This is a genomic window from Roseivirga sp. BDSF3-8, assembly GCF_041449215.1.
Lineage (GTDB): Bacteria > Bacteroidota > Bacteroidia > Cytophagales > Cyclobacteriaceae > JBGNFV01.
The window spans coordinates 4,670,327-4,685,872 of sequence record NZ_JBGNFV010000001.1 but is presented as its reverse complement, the minus strand read 5'-3'; the positions used below and the strand labels follow the sequence as shown (position 1 = coordinate 4,685,872).

The 15,546-nt window shown below is 48.5% G+C and carries 11 protein-coding genes; 4 read left to right on the top strand and 7 right to left on the bottom strand.

Translation table 11 applies throughout. The features are described from left to right. The first annotated feature begins 77 nt into the window (after positions 1 to 77). Positions 78 to 479 (top strand): hypothetical protein, encoded by a 402-nt coding sequence (locus AB9P05_RS19350; RefSeq protein ID WP_371910485.1) that lies wholly within the window; start codon positions 78 to 80, stop codon positions 477 to 479. A 2-nt stretch (positions 480 to 481) separates the two neighbouring features. Further along, positions 482 to 1,066 carry a hypothetical protein gene (locus AB9P05_RS19345; RefSeq protein ID WP_371910484.1) on the top strand — a complete coding sequence of 195 codons (585 nt, stop codon included), beginning with the start codon at positions 482 to 484 and terminating at the stop codon, positions 1,064 to 1,066. Between the two features lie 82 nt (positions 1,067 to 1,148). On the opposite strand, the gene AB9P05_RS19340 is transcribed toward AB9P05_RS19345, so the two are convergent. The 7 genes from AB9P05_RS19340 to AB9P05_RS19310 form a co-directional block, all read right to left on the bottom strand. Continuing rightward, the gene (locus AB9P05_RS19340) at positions 1,149 to 2,096 is read right to left on the bottom strand and encodes an aldo/keto reductase (protein WP_371910483.1); all 948 of its coding nucleotides are present in this window, start codon (positions 2,094 to 2,096) and stop codon (positions 1,149 to 1,151) included. Positions 2,097 to 2,300: 204 nt separating this feature from the next. Then, entirely contained in the window at positions 2,301 to 5,615 is a 3,315-nt protein-coding gene (locus AB9P05_RS19335) for a glycosyl hydrolase (protein ID WP_371910482.1), read from the bottom strand. A 546-nt stretch (positions 5,616 to 6,161) separates the two neighbouring features. Next, complete coding sequence (locus tag AB9P05_RS19330) at positions 6,162 to 7,499, bottom strand: APC family permease (protein WP_371910481.1); 1,338 nt, start codon at positions 7,497 to 7,499, stop codon at positions 6,162 to 6,164. 1,191 nt (positions 7,500 to 8,690) lie between these two features. Continuing rightward, complete coding sequence (locus tag AB9P05_RS19325; RefSeq protein ID WP_371910480.1) at positions 8,691 to 9,131, bottom strand: peptidylprolyl isomerase; 441 nt, start codon at positions 9,129 to 9,131, stop codon at positions 8,691 to 8,693. A 151-nt stretch (positions 9,132 to 9,282) separates the two neighbouring features. After that, positions 9,283 to 11,061, bottom strand: a complete 1,779-nt coding sequence (locus AB9P05_RS19320; protein WP_371910479.1) for an ATP-binding protein — start codon at positions 11,059 to 11,061, stop codon at positions 9,283 to 9,285. A 155-nt stretch (positions 11,062 to 11,216) separates the two neighbouring features. Then, positions 11,217 to 12,128, bottom strand: coding sequence for a sterol desaturase family protein (locus AB9P05_RS19315; RefSeq protein ID WP_371910478.1), 912 nt, complete (start codon positions 12,126 to 12,128; stop codon positions 11,217 to 11,219). Between the two features lie 10 nt (positions 12,129 to 12,138). Next, positions 12,139 to 12,585, bottom strand: a complete 447-nt coding sequence (locus AB9P05_RS19310; RefSeq protein WP_371910477.1) for a rhodanese-like domain-containing protein — start codon at positions 12,583 to 12,585, stop codon at positions 12,139 to 12,141. A gap of 517 nt (positions 12,586 to 13,102) precedes the next feature. Here AB9P05_RS19310 and AB9P05_RS19305 point away from each other — a divergent pair. Then, on the top strand, positions 13,103 to 14,023 hold the full coding sequence (locus AB9P05_RS19305; RefSeq protein WP_371910476.1) for a GIN domain-containing protein: 921 nt from the start codon (positions 13,103 to 13,105) through the stop codon (positions 14,021 to 14,023). Positions 14,024 to 14,822: 799 nt separating this feature from the next. Then, positions 14,823 to 15,503, top strand: coding sequence for an NUDIX domain-containing protein (locus tag AB9P05_RS19300; protein WP_371910475.1), 681 nt, complete (start codon positions 14,823 to 14,825; stop codon positions 15,501 to 15,503). The last annotated feature ends 43 nt before the right edge of the window (positions 15,504 to 15,546 follow it).

Here is a 15,546-nt window from a genome sequence, read left to right as displayed (position 1 = left end):
AGCGTGGGTTTATAACTTTTCTTCTTCTGGTTAGCCTCACAAGTTGCTCCGAAGAAACTAAACAGCATAGTGATAAGATGAACGAAGCATATAGCAGAGACCTGGAAGCATTTACCCCACTACTCGAGGATATAGTGCCGGCACCGGCTGCCGTGATGTTTCAGAGCACCACCCAAAACGAATTTTTTAATGAGGGTAAGCTCGTGGCCCTCATTACCCTGAACGAAAACGAGGCTGCTTCCCTGGCTGGAAAGCTAAGCATGGTAAATAATGGGGAAGGGGAGTACCTGCCAGAAATCGTAAAAGAATGGTTTCCACAGGAGGTAAAGGCTAACTTTTACCAAATGGAAGAGGGGGAGGACCTGCTGGCCTCTAAGGTACCACAATATAATGCCGGAGAATTACTGAAATCTCCTTATCAAAGCGGCCCCGCTTTTATCATCGGAAACTATGTGCTGATTATTGGCCAAAGTATCTAGCAATGAGCGTACCCCCAGAGTTCAATAAAGAAAACACTGAGGCGATAGAATCAGCGCTCTCCTGGTTAAGACAAGTAGCCATGTCACGTAATCGTAATGATTCAGCTTCCCTAGCTGCTATACCCGCCCCTGCTTTAAATAATGAGCAGGCCGGGCCCTTTGCTTCTCTGAGTGAAACCCTGGATGAGCCCGACCGCCTTTTACTTATTCTGAGCTTAAGCCCTCATATCACTCATACATTACTGGAAGAAATATTACTGGTATCGGGCGCAGGTATGCCAGGCCGTGCATCTAATAGAATAGCCACCACCGGATTAGTACAGGGAGCGCAGTTTCAGGGATACCTGCCTACTGCCCTTACCTTTCTATACCTGGCCGCAGGCGAGAATGTAGGCCACCGGGTGCAACTTATGCAGTGGCTCAGTGAAGGCAGGTCTCAACTGATAAAAAAGGAAAAAGTGATATTGGCTCCCCATAAGCCATTGGAACCGGTATTCAGTGGGGTACTTTACCTGCCTCCACCCGTTATTTATGACCTCCTTATGATTCGGCCGGATAGCGCACCTGATAACCACGGCTCACTATAAAAACAAAAAGCCCGGACTTCCGGGCTTCAGTGCAATACGTTTGCTGATTCTTTATTTTCGGGTTCATTTAACTGATTCCTCATCAGTCATTCCAAAGGCTCTCCACAGTGTACGAGTTTCCTTCCTTTTCCCAGAAAGTACCATCAATAAACCGGTAGCCTTTATCCAGTTTAGCGATCTTTTCCATATCATCATTATCCAGGTCTATATTACCTGCCTCAAGGTTTTGCTGAATCCGCTCAGCATTAGTACTCTTAGGGATCACCGCCGTCCCCCTGTTTACCTGCCATGCGATCATTACCTGTGCTACAGTACAGTCATGCTTCTTCGCTACCTCTTTCAACTCAGGCAGTTCGAAAAGATCCGGCTCATCATCTTTACGGTTAGAGCGGTCTTTGGAGCCGAGGGGCGAATACCCCGTCATGAATAGCCCCGTATTACGGCAAAAGTCCAGCAGCCCCCTTTGCTGCAGGTAGGGGTGTAGTTCCACCTGATTCATTTCCGGACGCATGCGGCAGCAGCCGGTAAGTTTGCGCAGCTTGTTTTCGCTGAAATTTGAGACCCCGATATGCCGGGCCTGCCCCTTATCCACCAGTGCCTCCATGGCATTCCAGGTTTCTTCCACAGGCACTTCATCCAGTGATAAAAAATCGTCGGCAGACTTGGGTTGCAGTACGCCATTTTTTAAGGCTACCGGCCAGTGCATCAGGTACAGGTCCAGGTAGTCCAGTTTCAGGTCTTTGAGGGTTTTCTCCATAGCCGCAGGCACCTGGTCCTTACGGTGGCTATCATTCCATAGCTTTGAGGTGATCCACAGATCGGAACGGCTTACCAGTCCGCTGTCAAAGGCCTCCTTCAGAGCTTCACCTATTTCTGCCTCATTTTGATAGATAGCGGCACAATCAATGTGCCGGTACCCCGCTTTTATAGCATCTAGTACAGCCTTGCCTACTTCTCCGGGTGCTGACTTCCATGTACCCAGACCTATGGCCGGCATTTTATCTCCATTACTGAATTCAAGTGTCTTCATAGACTTAAAAAGTACTGCGGGTTGAAAAATGTTTGGTTTGATTGGTTTCCTAAGTTCCTAACATAAGGATTTTTATCAGACTTATCAGGTAATGAGGATCTAAGTAAAACCCAGCTACAACCTATGCTTCTGTGAACCAGACAGAAATAATAAAGCGGATGCACCAGGCAGGCACATCCGCTTTTTTTATAAATCCGCAATTAATCAGCGGGAAGGAAACATAGGCAGTCCCTCTACATAGGGAGCCCCTGCCGCTATCAGATCTGCAGACAGTTGTCTGAGTTCTTCACGGTCCTGCTCCAGTTCATTGCTTATTTGCGCCATTTCCTTCTGAACGATGTCCAGGCTTTGGCGGTGAGTCCTGGTAGGGCCGTAGGTGGAGCGACTGATGCCACGGTATACCGCAAACATCCTTTCGCCTATCGTCGGCCGGGTTTTCTCACCAACCTCGCGTTTAGCCTCATTACCATTTAGCTGCTCATCCAGTTCACGCAGATCACTGCGAAGCTTATACAGGCGATCATCCAGTTCGCCAGGTGCCATTGCAGCCCGTTCCATCGCCGTCAACATTGCCCGGCTCTGCTTCATAGACTCCTCAAGATTGGCCTGAAGAGCCTCTACCTGGCGCGCCGTGTTCTCAAACTCCCTCCAGAATGAGGCAACTTCCTCCTGAGAAGATCCTTCAAGAGCACCTTCTCTAAGGGGAACCACCTCAAACTCCATAGGCTCGCTTAACTGAGTAACCGCACCATCCACCTGCTTGCTTACAGTCACGGTATAGGTACCCGGTGCCGCCAGCATGCCTCCTTCCTCTTCCTCATCCTCATCATCTGAGCCGCGTGCGTCAAGACTTACCATATCAGGAGAGGGGTAGCGCAGGTCCCACGCCACACGGTGGAAGCCTGAGCCAACAGGGCCATTGATCTTACGTACTACGTTGCCTTGCTGGTCCTTGATAGTGAGCCAGATATAAGGCCCCTGCTCGTTAGCCTCATCGCTAAGAGCATCGTAGCCCGGAAAGCTTACATTCTGTGAAGCAGATAGCCTTTCCTCACTTTTCTGGCGCATCTCCTCTTTTGACAGAAGACCCTCTTTGAGGTAATAGGTAAATACGGCACCAAAATCAGGATTAGGAGCGACAAAGTGCGAAGCTCCCTGGCTTCCTTTTTCATCATCAAAGCTCAGGTGAGAGCGAGGCACATACCACCACGCCTTACGGCTGGGGAACAGCGCAAACTCCTTATCCAGGGTAGCCGGCGTCACCTCACGCAGCATGCTGTAATCATCCAGTATAAAGAAGCCACGCCCGAAAGAAGCCGCTACCAGGTCATTCTCTCTTTTCTGGATCGCCAGGTCACGGAATGAAATCGTAGGCAGCCCCCCCTGGAGCTCCGTCCAGTTCGTACCGCCATTATTAGTAAAGAAAATACCCGTCTCAGTACCTGCAAACATCAGACTGGGCTGCTCATGGTCCTGAACCAGGCGCCAAACCAGCGTTCTGCCTGGCAAGTCACCAGCGATAGAGGTCCAGCTACGGCCCTTATCCGTACTCTTTACCAGGTAAGGCTTATAGTCACCATACTTATGATTATCCAGCGCCACATATACCGTGTTGGCATCATACATATCAGCCTTTATGTCATTGACAAAGGCAGTAGAAGGCACCCCAGGCATAGAGCCCACTTCTATTTTGCGCCAGTTCTGGCCACCATCTTCGGTTACCTGTACCAGTCCGTCATCCGTACCGGCATAGATAAGTCCCTTCTGCTGAGGAGACTCCGCCAGAGAGGTAATAGTGTTGTAGTTAGACATGGCGAAGAAATCCCAGGGAGCATCCCAGCTTTGCTTTCTTCCCATAATAGGCAGTTCAATACGCTCCTGGTCACGCGTAAGGTCGCCCGAGATAGCAGTCCACTCATCGCCACGGTTCTCAGACTTCCACACACGCTGTGAGGCAAAGAAAATAGTAGTAGGAGAGTGAGGGCTTACCAGGATAGGCGCATCCCAGTTAAAGCGCTCGTAATCTTCATCTTCTGCAGGCTGAGGCTGTATGTCCACCACTTCGCCGGTGGTGATATCCACCCGTGACAGCGTACCTTCCTGTCTTTCAGCATAAATGATATCAGGGTTACCCGGCTCCGTCGCAGGCTGGTGTCCGTCCCAGTTCAGGACTACGCGCCAGTCACTGTTCTGTATACCATGCACATTATCCGTACGGCTCGGGCCACCCTGCGTACTGTTATCCTGCGTACCACCGTATATATTGTAAAATGGCTCCGCATCATCCACAGCTACTTTGTAAAACTGAGTGATAGGCAGGTTGCTGATAAAGCGCCAGTTCTTACCCAGATCAAAGCTTTCATACACACCACCGTCAGTTCCTACCATGATGTAGTCCGGGTCGCTATCCTTAAAGGCAAGCGCGTGGTTATCGCCATGGCGGTGCTCACGGTTAGCGCGGTAAAACGTCTTACCTCCGTCATCCGATATCTGCATAGACGCATCCATCAGGTAGAGCGTACCTTCATGATGAGGAGAGGCATAAAGTTCCTGATAGTAGTGAGGCCCGGTACCTCCCGATACAGCGTCAGAGCGCTTCTCCCAGGTAGACCCACCGTCTGTAGAGCGATAGACGCCACCCGTGCGGCGGTCAAGCTCAATAGCAGCATAGATAGTATTGTGATCCTGCGGGGAAATTGCCAGACCCGTCTTACCCATGTTGCCTTCAGGTAGCCCCTTTGTCATTTCCTCCCACGTCTCACCACCATCATCACTACGGTATATACCCGACTTAGGGCCGCCACCCATATAAGCGGCAACTGTACGGTGATGCTGCCAGGTAGCCGCATACATTCTGTCAGGATTTTCAGGGTCCATTACCAGGTCAGTAACACCCGTCCACTCTTCGTCTCCAAGCGTCTTGTTCCAGGTTTTACCCCCGTCAGTCGTTTTGTACACGCCCCGCTGACCGCCTTTGCTCCATAGCGGTCCCTGCGAAGCTACCCATACCACATCGGAGTTTTCAGGATGCACAATGATCTGGGCTATGTGCTCAGAGTCTTGCAGCCCCATGTTCTTCCAGGTATTACCCCCGTCACGGCTCAGGTATACACCATCACCGAAGCCCATATGGCGACCACCCACATCTTCGCCGGTACCTACCCATATTGTTTTCGAATCATTAGGGTCAATAGTTATCGTACCTATAGAATAGCTTGGCTGGTCAGCAAATACATCGTCCCAGGTTACACCGGCGTTATCAGTTTTCCAGACGCCGCCGGACCCCACAGCCACATACCAGGTACTTTCATCGTTAGGATCAATCGCCAGGTCAGCGATACGGCCTGACATAAAAGCCGGTCCGATGCTCCTGAACTTAATCCCGTTAAACACAGAGTCCGGCATGTCGCCTCCGGAGGATGACGACTGGGACCGTCGTCTGCGTTGGGCATCAGTCTCAGTTATCGCTGAGACCATCACCACAAGCATCAATAGAAAATATGGTAAAATCCTCTTCATGCAATGTTTGGTTAGTAGAGTTAATTGCTATACAATAAGGCTAAAAAATAAGTTGGTGTAACATCAAATCAAAATTTGCTTTGACACCAGTCACATAATCACCTGATTATCAATCAATAAAGATTATTCAAATCCAGTTATACCTTAACCCACACCTCTTACCTAAACCCGATCGGATTTGAGCTGAAAATAAAGGTAAGAGCGCACCCCCATTTAAACTTATTTCAGCCGTCAGGCTAAGAATCTATTTTGCTGATTTTGAATGATTTGCTTATAAAAATGTGGTACCCTGCAGCGGTAGGCACGAATAATTCCTCTCACTCTGGGAGAGGTCCGACTTTCGGTGAGCCGTGGTCCGGCAATTCGGCTTTCGGTGGTACTGGCAGAATCCTTTTTAAAGCAGCCGGTTACGGTCAATTCTAAGGCCAGTCCCGCCCCTGATTTCGCTGGTTAGCGAATCGTTCCCCTCAGTCAGATGACTGATCGGGATTGGCTAATGTACTATTTTTAAGCTACTTACACCCTTAGCTTGACAGCTATGCCTCCTCAGGCAAGGTCATTACCCTTAAACCTGTGATAGAAAAGCAGGCCACTGAGCGTAAGTACGATACCCATCATAGAAGGCCAGAAAGCAGTGATCAGCGTTATGATCATGAAGGCCACGTATATAGCCACCACAATGATAAGAGTATAAGGATAACCCCAGGCACGATAAGGACGCGGCATAGCCGGCATTTTCTTCCTTAACACATACAACGCCAGCAGGGTAAGAACATTGAATATAGAGGAGGTAAAGGAAAAAAAGTCAATAACCATTTCATAAGCACTCTCCGCAAAGCCGGCAAACAAGATCAGCACCGAAGCCCAGAAGGCCTGAGCATAGAGAGCTTTATTAGGAGTATGAAAACGGGGATGAACCTCCGCCAGTCTGCGGAAGAACAGGCCGTCACGCGCCATCGCAAACCACGTCCGGCTTTTGACGAATAGCTGACTGTTAAGGTTTGTAAAAGTACTCGCCATAATAACCATGCCCACTGCCGCCCCGCCAGCCACGCCCAGGGCAGCCACCAGCGCATCCACGGCCACCACATCAGCACCCTCTACGCCCGCAGCTCCCAGTATATTCAGGTACCCTGTGTTCACCAGCAAGTAAAGCAGCAACACCACGCCTATCCCGATAAAAAGTGAGGCAGGTAAGTTCTTTCCGGGGTTTTTTACCTCCTCAGCCACATACGTAGCCCCTTCCCAGCCGCTGTAGGCAAAAAAGGTATAACGCATCGCAGCCCCTATAGCCAATATTGTCCCCCACACGCCCTTATCTTCAGCCTCATACTGGAAGCTCCCCGGCATAAAGCCATCAGAAAAGCAGGCAATAAGTACCAGTAAGAGCACAGCCACCTTCACCAGGCTGAATATATTTTGCAGGGCGCCGCTGAGCTTTACCCCACGGCTATTCACGTAACTAAGCAGCCACACCACGGCCACGGATAGCATAATAACAGAAAAGGGATTGACCGTTTGAAACAGCACACTACTTAGTGTTTCAGAAAAGAAGATAGCTACCGCGGCTATAGCCCCGGTCTCAGACACAAAAAACATAGCCCAGCCACGTAGGTAAGCCACCTTAGGCCCGTAGGCCTCCTTCAGGTACTCGTACGGGCCGCCCGACCGGGGCAGCATCGCTACCAGCTCAGCATAGCAAAAAGCAGCAAAAAGCGTAGCTACCGCCCCAATGATCCAAACCTCATAAAAAAGCGCCACAGATCCCACCATGGCAAAAATAGGAGCCGGAGTACGGAATATACCAGAACCGATAATGCGATTGATGACAATCGCGGTCGCTTCTTTAAGACCGAGCAGTCGCTCGAGAGAAGACTGGGGCATGACTTACTATTAAATAAAGGAATGAGTGAATAAGAGAATAATTGAATAACAGAATGACACATTAACCGAGGCAATGTTTCATGAACCCCAAGGTTTGAAGTAAGTGGTAACGTGGCACAATCATATGAGTATGGTGAAATAGAATAATAGAAGTATTAAGTAGGCAAAGAATCGTAGAGGCGCGATTCATCGCGGCTTGTCCCGGTGGGCACAGAGTTAAGAACCAACCTTTAATGTAGAGAATTTTTGAATAATAGTATGATCGATCACCATTAATCGAGGCAGTCATTAGTAGCCCAATCACAATGAGGTAATACAGCCATCCGGTGAGGTATAGCCGTCAAGTCAAGAATGTAAACAACTCAAAAATAGCCTGTTATCCATTCCCATTAATCAGCTAACTGACAGGGACAGCAGGAAAAAGGTGACACATTTTTTCTCTTCAGGGAGCGGCGTCGACATTATGGCAGGCCACGTTGGCTAAACTAACTTTTCCCATACCACCGCAGGGTTGTTCCGGGTCGCGTCCGACCGGGTCAAGCCTGACCGGGCCGTGTTTAACTGGGTCGCGTCCGGTCCCGTATTTACTATTTATGTGAGCTTATACCCCCCGTACAGCATGTTAGTTGGTTATCCTGTTTTGTAATAAGTGCCCAACCTTATGATAAGCTATAATATAAGCCCTTAACTTGACAAATAGAGCCCCCGTAGGGGAGTGGCTGCATGACCTCAGAGCCATTGCCGGTGAGGAAAGCAAAAAATGCAACCATGATGGTCGCGGATGATTACGGAAAGGTTAAGCGCGTAAAGGCAAGTTAGCCATTACATCACAAAGCCTTAAAAGCAATGAAACAGCATTGAGAAGGCAAATCCCTACCTTTGGGTCAGGTCAATAATTCATCCCTTGTCAACCATGTCAAAGAAAAAACTAAGCTTGAAAGAGATCGGGCTAAAAAGCTTCCCAACAATCAAGGGCGGAAACCTCCCCGACCCCTGTTCGGATACATATGGCGGCTATACCTGCGGGCGTTTCTGGGGAAGCCCCTGCGCACGAACCTACACAGGCTGCGACGGCGATAACTATTGTCCCTGATCAGACAAACCCTATCTTTTCTACTTCATATAGCAGTAAGCAAAAACCTCCCGTTTGGGAGGTTTTTCTTTTTAGAGCAGTGTAGTAATAAGCAAGCCTTACGCCTCCTCATTTACAACGATCTTATTGATCTTATCACCTTGCTGGATGTCGTCAATCACGTCCAGACCTTCCACTACCTTACCAAATACCGTGTGGTTACGGTCCAGATGCTGTGTATTGTCACGGTTGTGGCAGATAAAGAACTGCGAGCCACCTGTATTCCGCCCCGCATGAGCCATGCTCAGTACGCCGCGATCATGATACTGGTTATCACCATCTAACTCACAATCGATCGAGTAGCCAGGTCCCCCGGCACCCGTCCCGTCAGGACAGCCACCCTGTATCACGAAGTTAGGGATAACCCGGTGAAAGTTTAGTCCGTCGTAGAAGCCTTCTTTGCTAAGCTTCACAAAGTTATCGACGGTGTTAGGCGCGTCTTTATCAAAGAATTCGACTTTCATAACGCCTCTATCAGTATGGATCTCTGCTGTTTTCATTTACTAAATACTATGTGGAAAGCCACGAAGTTAAGCCTATCCTTTCAAAAATGGAACAATCGGGCTGTTAAGCCGAAAATTAAACAAAGGTATAGGGTACAGAAGCAGGAGCCTGTCTGCTTACTATCCCGGAAATAGCCTTTCGGTTCTGCTATAGTGGGTCATCAAAGATTACCGTAAACACTGAACCTTTCCCTTTCTCACTGGCTACCTCTAGGCTACCTCCCAGAGACTCCGTCTGGGATTTGGTCATGAACAAGCCGATCCCCTTGCCTGGCTTATTTGGATGAAACCGTTTATGCAATTTAAAAACATCATGCCCATGTATTTCCAGGTCAATGCCAGATCCATTGTCCGCCACAGAAAGAGCCTTATAGCCATTCTTGTAAAACGATGTGATATGTATAATGGGGGGCCGGCCCGGGCTGCGGTATTTAATAGCATTGGTTATCAGGTTAAGCAACAGACTTTCCAGATAAAGCGCAGGGTAATGAATAAGGTCCCAGGCAGAAAAATCAGAATGGATAACCCCTCTTGTTCGTTCAACCTCTACATTAACAAGATTTTTAATTTTTTCCAGCGTTTTGGTCAGGCTACAATCCTCTGATCTCAGATCATCCCCATCAAGCACATTTAGTGTCTCGCCCAGGTCCACCACCAGCCTCTGCAAAGAGCCGGAAACAGCCACCAGGTTTTTCATCGTAAGCTCTTTTTCATTCTCCTCGTCACTCTGTTGGAATAGATCCAATAGTAAATTAAGGTTGTTTACCGGGCTCCGCAGGTTATGTGAAACGATCCGGTTAAACTCCTTTAGCTGTAAATTGCGCGAAGAAAGCTGATTCACCAGCTTCTGAAGTTTTATTTTTTTCTCTTTGAGGCGCTGCTTTGCTAGGACATCTTTATGTACTGCTCTTGCCCTTACCCATGCCAGTAATGCCGTAATTAAAATAATCCCCAGCAACACCGTGTAAAGGATCGACCGGTCCTGCTGTATGACACCCCTCAGTATTTCCGGGTCGGTGTAGGTGGCCAGAATGAAGTTGTTTTCGTCCCGCACCAAATACTCGTTAGGGGCCAGGGCGGGGATATCCTCAAGCAGGTCAATAAAATTAACCTTCTCAAATACAAACAGGCCCTTTTCGTCATAAAATGCGCCTTTTTCATTGGCCTGAATATACCCCCATGCCTCAGGAAAGTACCTTCCCATATTTTCCTCCTGTTTATCCTCAAACATAAAGGCGAAAGAAGGGTATGTTTCCGGGCTTTTCAGCCAATAGCCATTACCATTAAGCAGCATAAAGGAAGTGGCTGAGATAGAATCCACCACGGCCAGATCCTTAAAAAACTTTTTCAGTAGAATATTGCCCACCAGATAGCCCTTGCTTTGTCCATCCTCTATCTCCATGATAAGCCTGATAACCGGCTTATGGGGGTATTCAACCTGCTTATATTCCACATTCAGGTCAATAGGAGAAATATACATCTCACCTGAATCCAGCTCTGGTGCATCCTGCATATAAAACCGGTGAGCTTTATCCTGTAACTCCTCTTTAGGAATGATGATAGCCCGTTCGTTTTCATAATTGATCCTTATAAATTCCAGCCCCGTCGTATCCAATATTCTCAATTGGTCATACCGGCGGGCAGCTTCAGAAAAAAGAGTCAGATCACGATAGGCAGCAGAGTTACTATCAGGGCGTTTTATTAATCGGGTAGGGATATCTGAATTACCAATATAGAATATATCAGATACAGCAGAAGATAGAAAGACCTGTAAAAATATCTTTTTCGCCTCCAGGGAACAAGTATTACGGTTTACTAACCTTTGATAAAGTGTATCAACATGATATTGATAGCCAAGAAGGATGAGAATGACCAGAAACCCGCAAAACGGTACAAAAAGCCATAAAAAACGGGGATTTACTCTCATAAAGTGGAGATAATCTGCCTCAGATGTGTGACCCTCACCACCTTTAATGCAATTTGCCCTAATTCCCGGTAAAACCTATTACTTTTTCATAAACAAAAATAACACCCTCATCATAAAGAATAAATTGACCTGATAAAATAGTATATATATTCAATTTACACTCGTTTAATTACATGCTTCTCCTCAGGTACCCTGCTATTTAACTTAGTAATACCATGCAGGTTCTGCTTAATAAACCCCTGCGGAAACCTCTCCACCCCCGGAAATCCCAGCTTGATGTCCCGCCCCTCATGTGGCATATAAGTAGTCCCGAAGAGATAGTCCCACAGGCTTAGCGTAATGCCAAAGTTCACCCCGTGCTTTCTCCCTTCCGGCAAGTCATACGCGTGGTGCCAGATGTGCATCTGAGGGTTATTGAATAGATATTTTAAAGGGCCCAGAGGCAGGCGGATATTAGCATGATTAAAGTGGCCAATCGCAAGCGTAATAATATGAATGATAAAAAAGTCCCGAAGGCCTATACCGATCAGTGCCAGCGGAATATACTCGATCGTTCGATACACCACCGTCTCCATCCAGTGATACCGCAGGTGAGCAGCAAAACCCATTTGCTCCACAGAGTGATGCACCTTATGAAACTCCCACAAGGCAGGTACCCCATGCAGCAGACGGTGTACCCACCACTGCACAAAATCACGCACCACAAAGCCTACCAGCAGGTGGGCCCATACAGGCCACGACATCACCTCAAAGGCCACCAGGTTAGTAATACCCACACTGGCAAGCCCTTCTATAAAAAGATACACCACTGCTTCTGATGCCGCATTATAGATGACCAGTGAAAACAAAAAGAAATTGAAGAACATGTAGAAAGCATCCAGCCAGAAGTCCTTCCGGAAGCGTGGCTGATCTTTGCGCCATGGCCGCAGCCACTCTACTGCCAGGAAAAACAGCGAGATACCCACCAGCCAGTAAAAATAGCTGTGCCATTGTGGATGAGCTATTTCCTCCCACAGGTAATTAGCATACCCCTGGTAGCCGTCTTTTATGACCTTTACTATATCCAATGCTATCAGTTTACTCCGTCGTGGTTTCTCTGCCCTCGCTCTTCCACGCAGTAATACCCCCATTCATATCCACCACCTCATAGCCCATGTTAGCCATCATCTCAGCCGCGCGTGCACTCCGGCCGCCAATGGCGCAGTACACGTATATCTTACGCTCTGTATCCAGCTTGCTTACTTCCCCATGGAAGTCCGGGGAGGCAATGTTTATGTTCATGCTGCCAGCCAGGTGGCCTGAGGAGTACTCGCCTTCAGTTCTCACATCCACTATCTGAGCATCGGTTTCATCTGCCAGCAGACCGGCAAACTCCTCCGGTTTCGCCACCTTTACAGGTAAAGCCTCGTGGGGAATAATAGTGGTGGAAATGCCTTCGGTGCCCTCGGCTTTAGACGCCTGCTGCTGACAGCCCGCAGTAAGTAAACAGCCCACAAGTACCGCTGGCAGAATCAAACTTCTCATTATCATCTGGTTATATTTCAGGAGCAATAATAATCAATTAGTCCCTGCAAATAAACATTAAATGTAGTCAGATAATCCGATACCGAATGTGACCTAAGTTACATTCAGTCTGATAGGTATTGCTGATATTTGAATAGTCTCAGAATTGGGCCATTTCAGATGGTAAGCAGGCCGCCACCCCAGGTCATCAGGGGTGGCCGCCTTATTTTTCCCCGTACTTCACTACTTTTAGCAGAGACCTGGGGCTACCTTCAGGATATTTCAGGTCCCTCACCTTTAGCATTTATCCATTTTTTTACCCCCCTGCACGCCACCCCCCGTAAGCAACTGAGCATAAAACACTTATCTGCAATATTCTCTCACAATACTTCCGGTAGCCGGGGCCATAGAGCACCTCACCTTGGCCGGTATTTATAACAATCCACCCCCTTCTGCTTGTTATTATACCCAAAACCCTTTATAAGCCTTGAAAACAGAGGAACACATAGGTAAAATACAATTTTTTAATTTGTTTCTCATGAAATACAAACATATCTGGCTTCTGGCCCTGTCTGTATTAGCCTTTTCCTGTAGTGATGATGACGGTCACATGGCCGCACCAGACAATAACGATGATAACCCCGCAGAGATAACCGGACGCGATGTAACCCTGAGACCCGGTGATATAGATGATATCCACTTATTTAATGTGCCTGCGCGCTTTGAAGTAGCAGATAACATAAGTGCCGGCGAGGTAAGAATAACCTCCGATGAGGATATGGATGATAAGATAAGCTACTACATAGAAAATGGCCAACTGCACCTGGAGGGCGATGGCAGCGGTGGCGTCATTATCTATACACATCCTGATAACCTCCGCAAGCTGGTAGTAAGAGGGAATGAAGAAGTCTACTTTGAACAGTCACCAGAGCTGGACTACCTGGAGATAGAAACCCAGGGAAACAGCGTACTCCGTATTGATGATATGAAAATACGCAACCTCGTAACCCGCCGCGAGGGAGGTAGCCGCATGTATTTCAGCAGCCTGCTATCCGCCTTTAACGAAGATACACTTTACCTCGACCAACCCGATGTCGTCCTATTGGAAGATCATTATTTAGTGTATGCAGAGGCTGGTAACGAATACCTCCTTTTCGCCCCCTTCATTGAAGTCCGTAATGACTCAGTGATAGCATACAGGGATGATACTGATAACCTCGTGAGTTACTTTCTGACCCAGACCCATGAAACGCGCAGCCTCGGTAATTCAGAGTTACACACCTTTGAACTTCCCACCTTACGCGTGAATGCTCGCGTAAACGGCAATACCGAAACTAACATATGGGCAGCCGATTACCTGGAAGTAGAAGGCGTAGGCAACTCTACGGTGAACTACATAGGTGATCCCGCCACAGAACTGGACCTCAACGGCCAGGCGGAAGTAATAAAAGTAGACTAAGCACCTATAAAATCATTAGCATAGAGGCTGTCTCACAAGGCAGCCTCTTTCTTTTTGTTTAAAATATAATTTTGCATTCCTCGTAACTACCGCGGGGTTGTACCGGGTCGCGCCTGACCGGGTCGCGTTCGACCGGGCCGCGTTCGGCCCCGTGGTTGCCATTTCCGCGAAGTTGGTACCGGGTCGCGCCTGACCGGGTCGCGCCTGACCGGGTCGCGTCCGACTTCGCATGTGCACGAAGGTCGGTTTATACTCCAAGTCGTCAAAAAGCCTGTATTAGCTGTTCAGCTATTTGCCTGGGGCCGCTTTATGCCAACAGCCTACGGTATTTCCAGTGGATCCCGGCTCGAGGGTCATAGCCGTCAATTTGAGAATTGCTGAGAGGTAATTACCCTCCTTGGAGGGTCGGCCTGAGGTGTATGAATAGGCCTCAGATGATCATTACGGAGCTGGGGTCGCAACCGACTGGATTAAACTGCTGGTATTATCTGAATTTGAAGGCTTTCACCTAATAACTACCGCGGGGTTGTACCCCGTGGTTGCCACCTACGCGAAGTTGAACTTCGCATGTGCACGAAGGTCGGTTTATGCTCCAAGTCACCAAAAAGCCTGTATTAGCTGTTCAGCTACTAACCAGGGGCCGCTTTAAGCCAAAAGCCTACGGTATTGCCAGCGGATCCCGGCTCGAGGGCCGGGAATAGCGCTTTAAGTTTGGGTTTTTGCCGCGATGCGGCATTGTAAATACTCCGTGCTGTGGAGGGAAACCAGCAAACAAGAATTGCGTATATTGTACGCAATTATGCCCGACCAATCCATTAAACTCACTGTAGACGCCGTGGTCTTTGGCTATGAGCCCGAGCCACGCATTTCCGTTTTACTCATCAAAAGAAAGTACCAGCCTTTCAAAGACCAGTGGGCGCTGCCCGGCGGCTTTGTGCAAACCACTGAATCACTCGAAGAAGCCGTGCTTCGTGAGTTGCAGGAAGAAACAGGCATAGAGGCAGGCTACCTCGAGCAGCTATACACCTTCGGGGCGCCGCAGCGCGACCCCCGGCAGCGAATTGTGTCCGTGGCCTACTTCGGGCTCGTGCGCCCGGATACACACCAGCTATCTGCCTCTACCGATGCGCGGGAAGCCAATTGGTTTGATATACAAGAGCTACCTGAGCTCGCCTTTGACCATAAGGAAATACTCGATACCGCTTTTAAAAGGCTCAGGGCCAAGATCACCTATGAGCCCATCGGATTTGAACTCCTGGATGAGCGCTTTCCCTTCTCTGACCTCGAAAACCTCTACAGCACACTCCTGGGCAGAGATATTGACCGCCGTAACTTCCGCAAAAAGATCCTTAGCTATGGCCTGCTCGATGAGCTGGACGAGAAAGTATCGCGTGGCGCCGGGCGGCCCGCAAACCTCTTCCGGTTTAATAAAGACAGGTACTTTCAACTGAAGAAAGAAGGCATCCTCTTCGAGATATAAGCCCGCTTCATTCCCCATCCATTTCCCCTTGAAATTTTTCTCA

Excerpts from the sequence above, each read along its gene's own strand:
- AB9P05_RS19350 (WP_371910485.1), top strand. The coding sequence starts at position 78 with ATGAACGAAGCATATAGCAGAGACCTGGAAGCATTTACCCCACTACTC.
- AB9P05_RS19345 (WP_371910484.1), top strand. The coding sequence starts at position 482 with ATGAGCGTACCCCCAGAGTTCAATAAAGAAAACACTGAGGCGATAGAA.
- AB9P05_RS19340 (WP_371910483.1), bottom strand. The coding sequence starts at position 2,096 with ATGAAGACACTTGAATTCAGTAATGGAGATAAAATGCCGGCCATAGGT.
- AB9P05_RS19335 (WP_371910482.1), bottom strand. The coding sequence starts at position 5,615 with ATGAAGAGGATTTTACCATATTTTCTATTGATGCTTGTGGTGATGGTC.
- AB9P05_RS19330 (WP_371910481.1), bottom strand. The coding sequence starts at position 7,499 with ATGCCCCAGTCTTCTCTCGAGCGACTGCTCGGTCTTAAAGAAGCGACC.
- AB9P05_RS19325 (WP_371910480.1), bottom strand. The coding sequence starts at position 9,131 with ATGAAAACAGCAGAGATCCATACTGATAGAGGCGTTATGAAAGTCGAA.
- AB9P05_RS19320 (WP_371910479.1), bottom strand. The coding sequence starts at position 11,061 with ATGAGAGTAAATCCCCGTTTTTTATGGCTTTTTGTACCGTTTTGCGGG.
- AB9P05_RS19310 (WP_371910477.1), bottom strand. The coding sequence starts at position 12,585 with ATGAGAAGTTTGATTCTGCCAGCGGTACTTGTGGGCTGTTTACTTACT.
- AB9P05_RS19305 (WP_371910476.1), top strand. The coding sequence starts at position 13,103 with ATGAAATACAAACATATCTGGCTTCTGGCCCTGTCTGTATTAGCCTTT.
- AB9P05_RS19300 (WP_371910475.1), top strand. The coding sequence starts at position 14,823 with ATGCCCGACCAATCCATTAAACTCACTGTAGACGCCGTGGTCTTTGGC.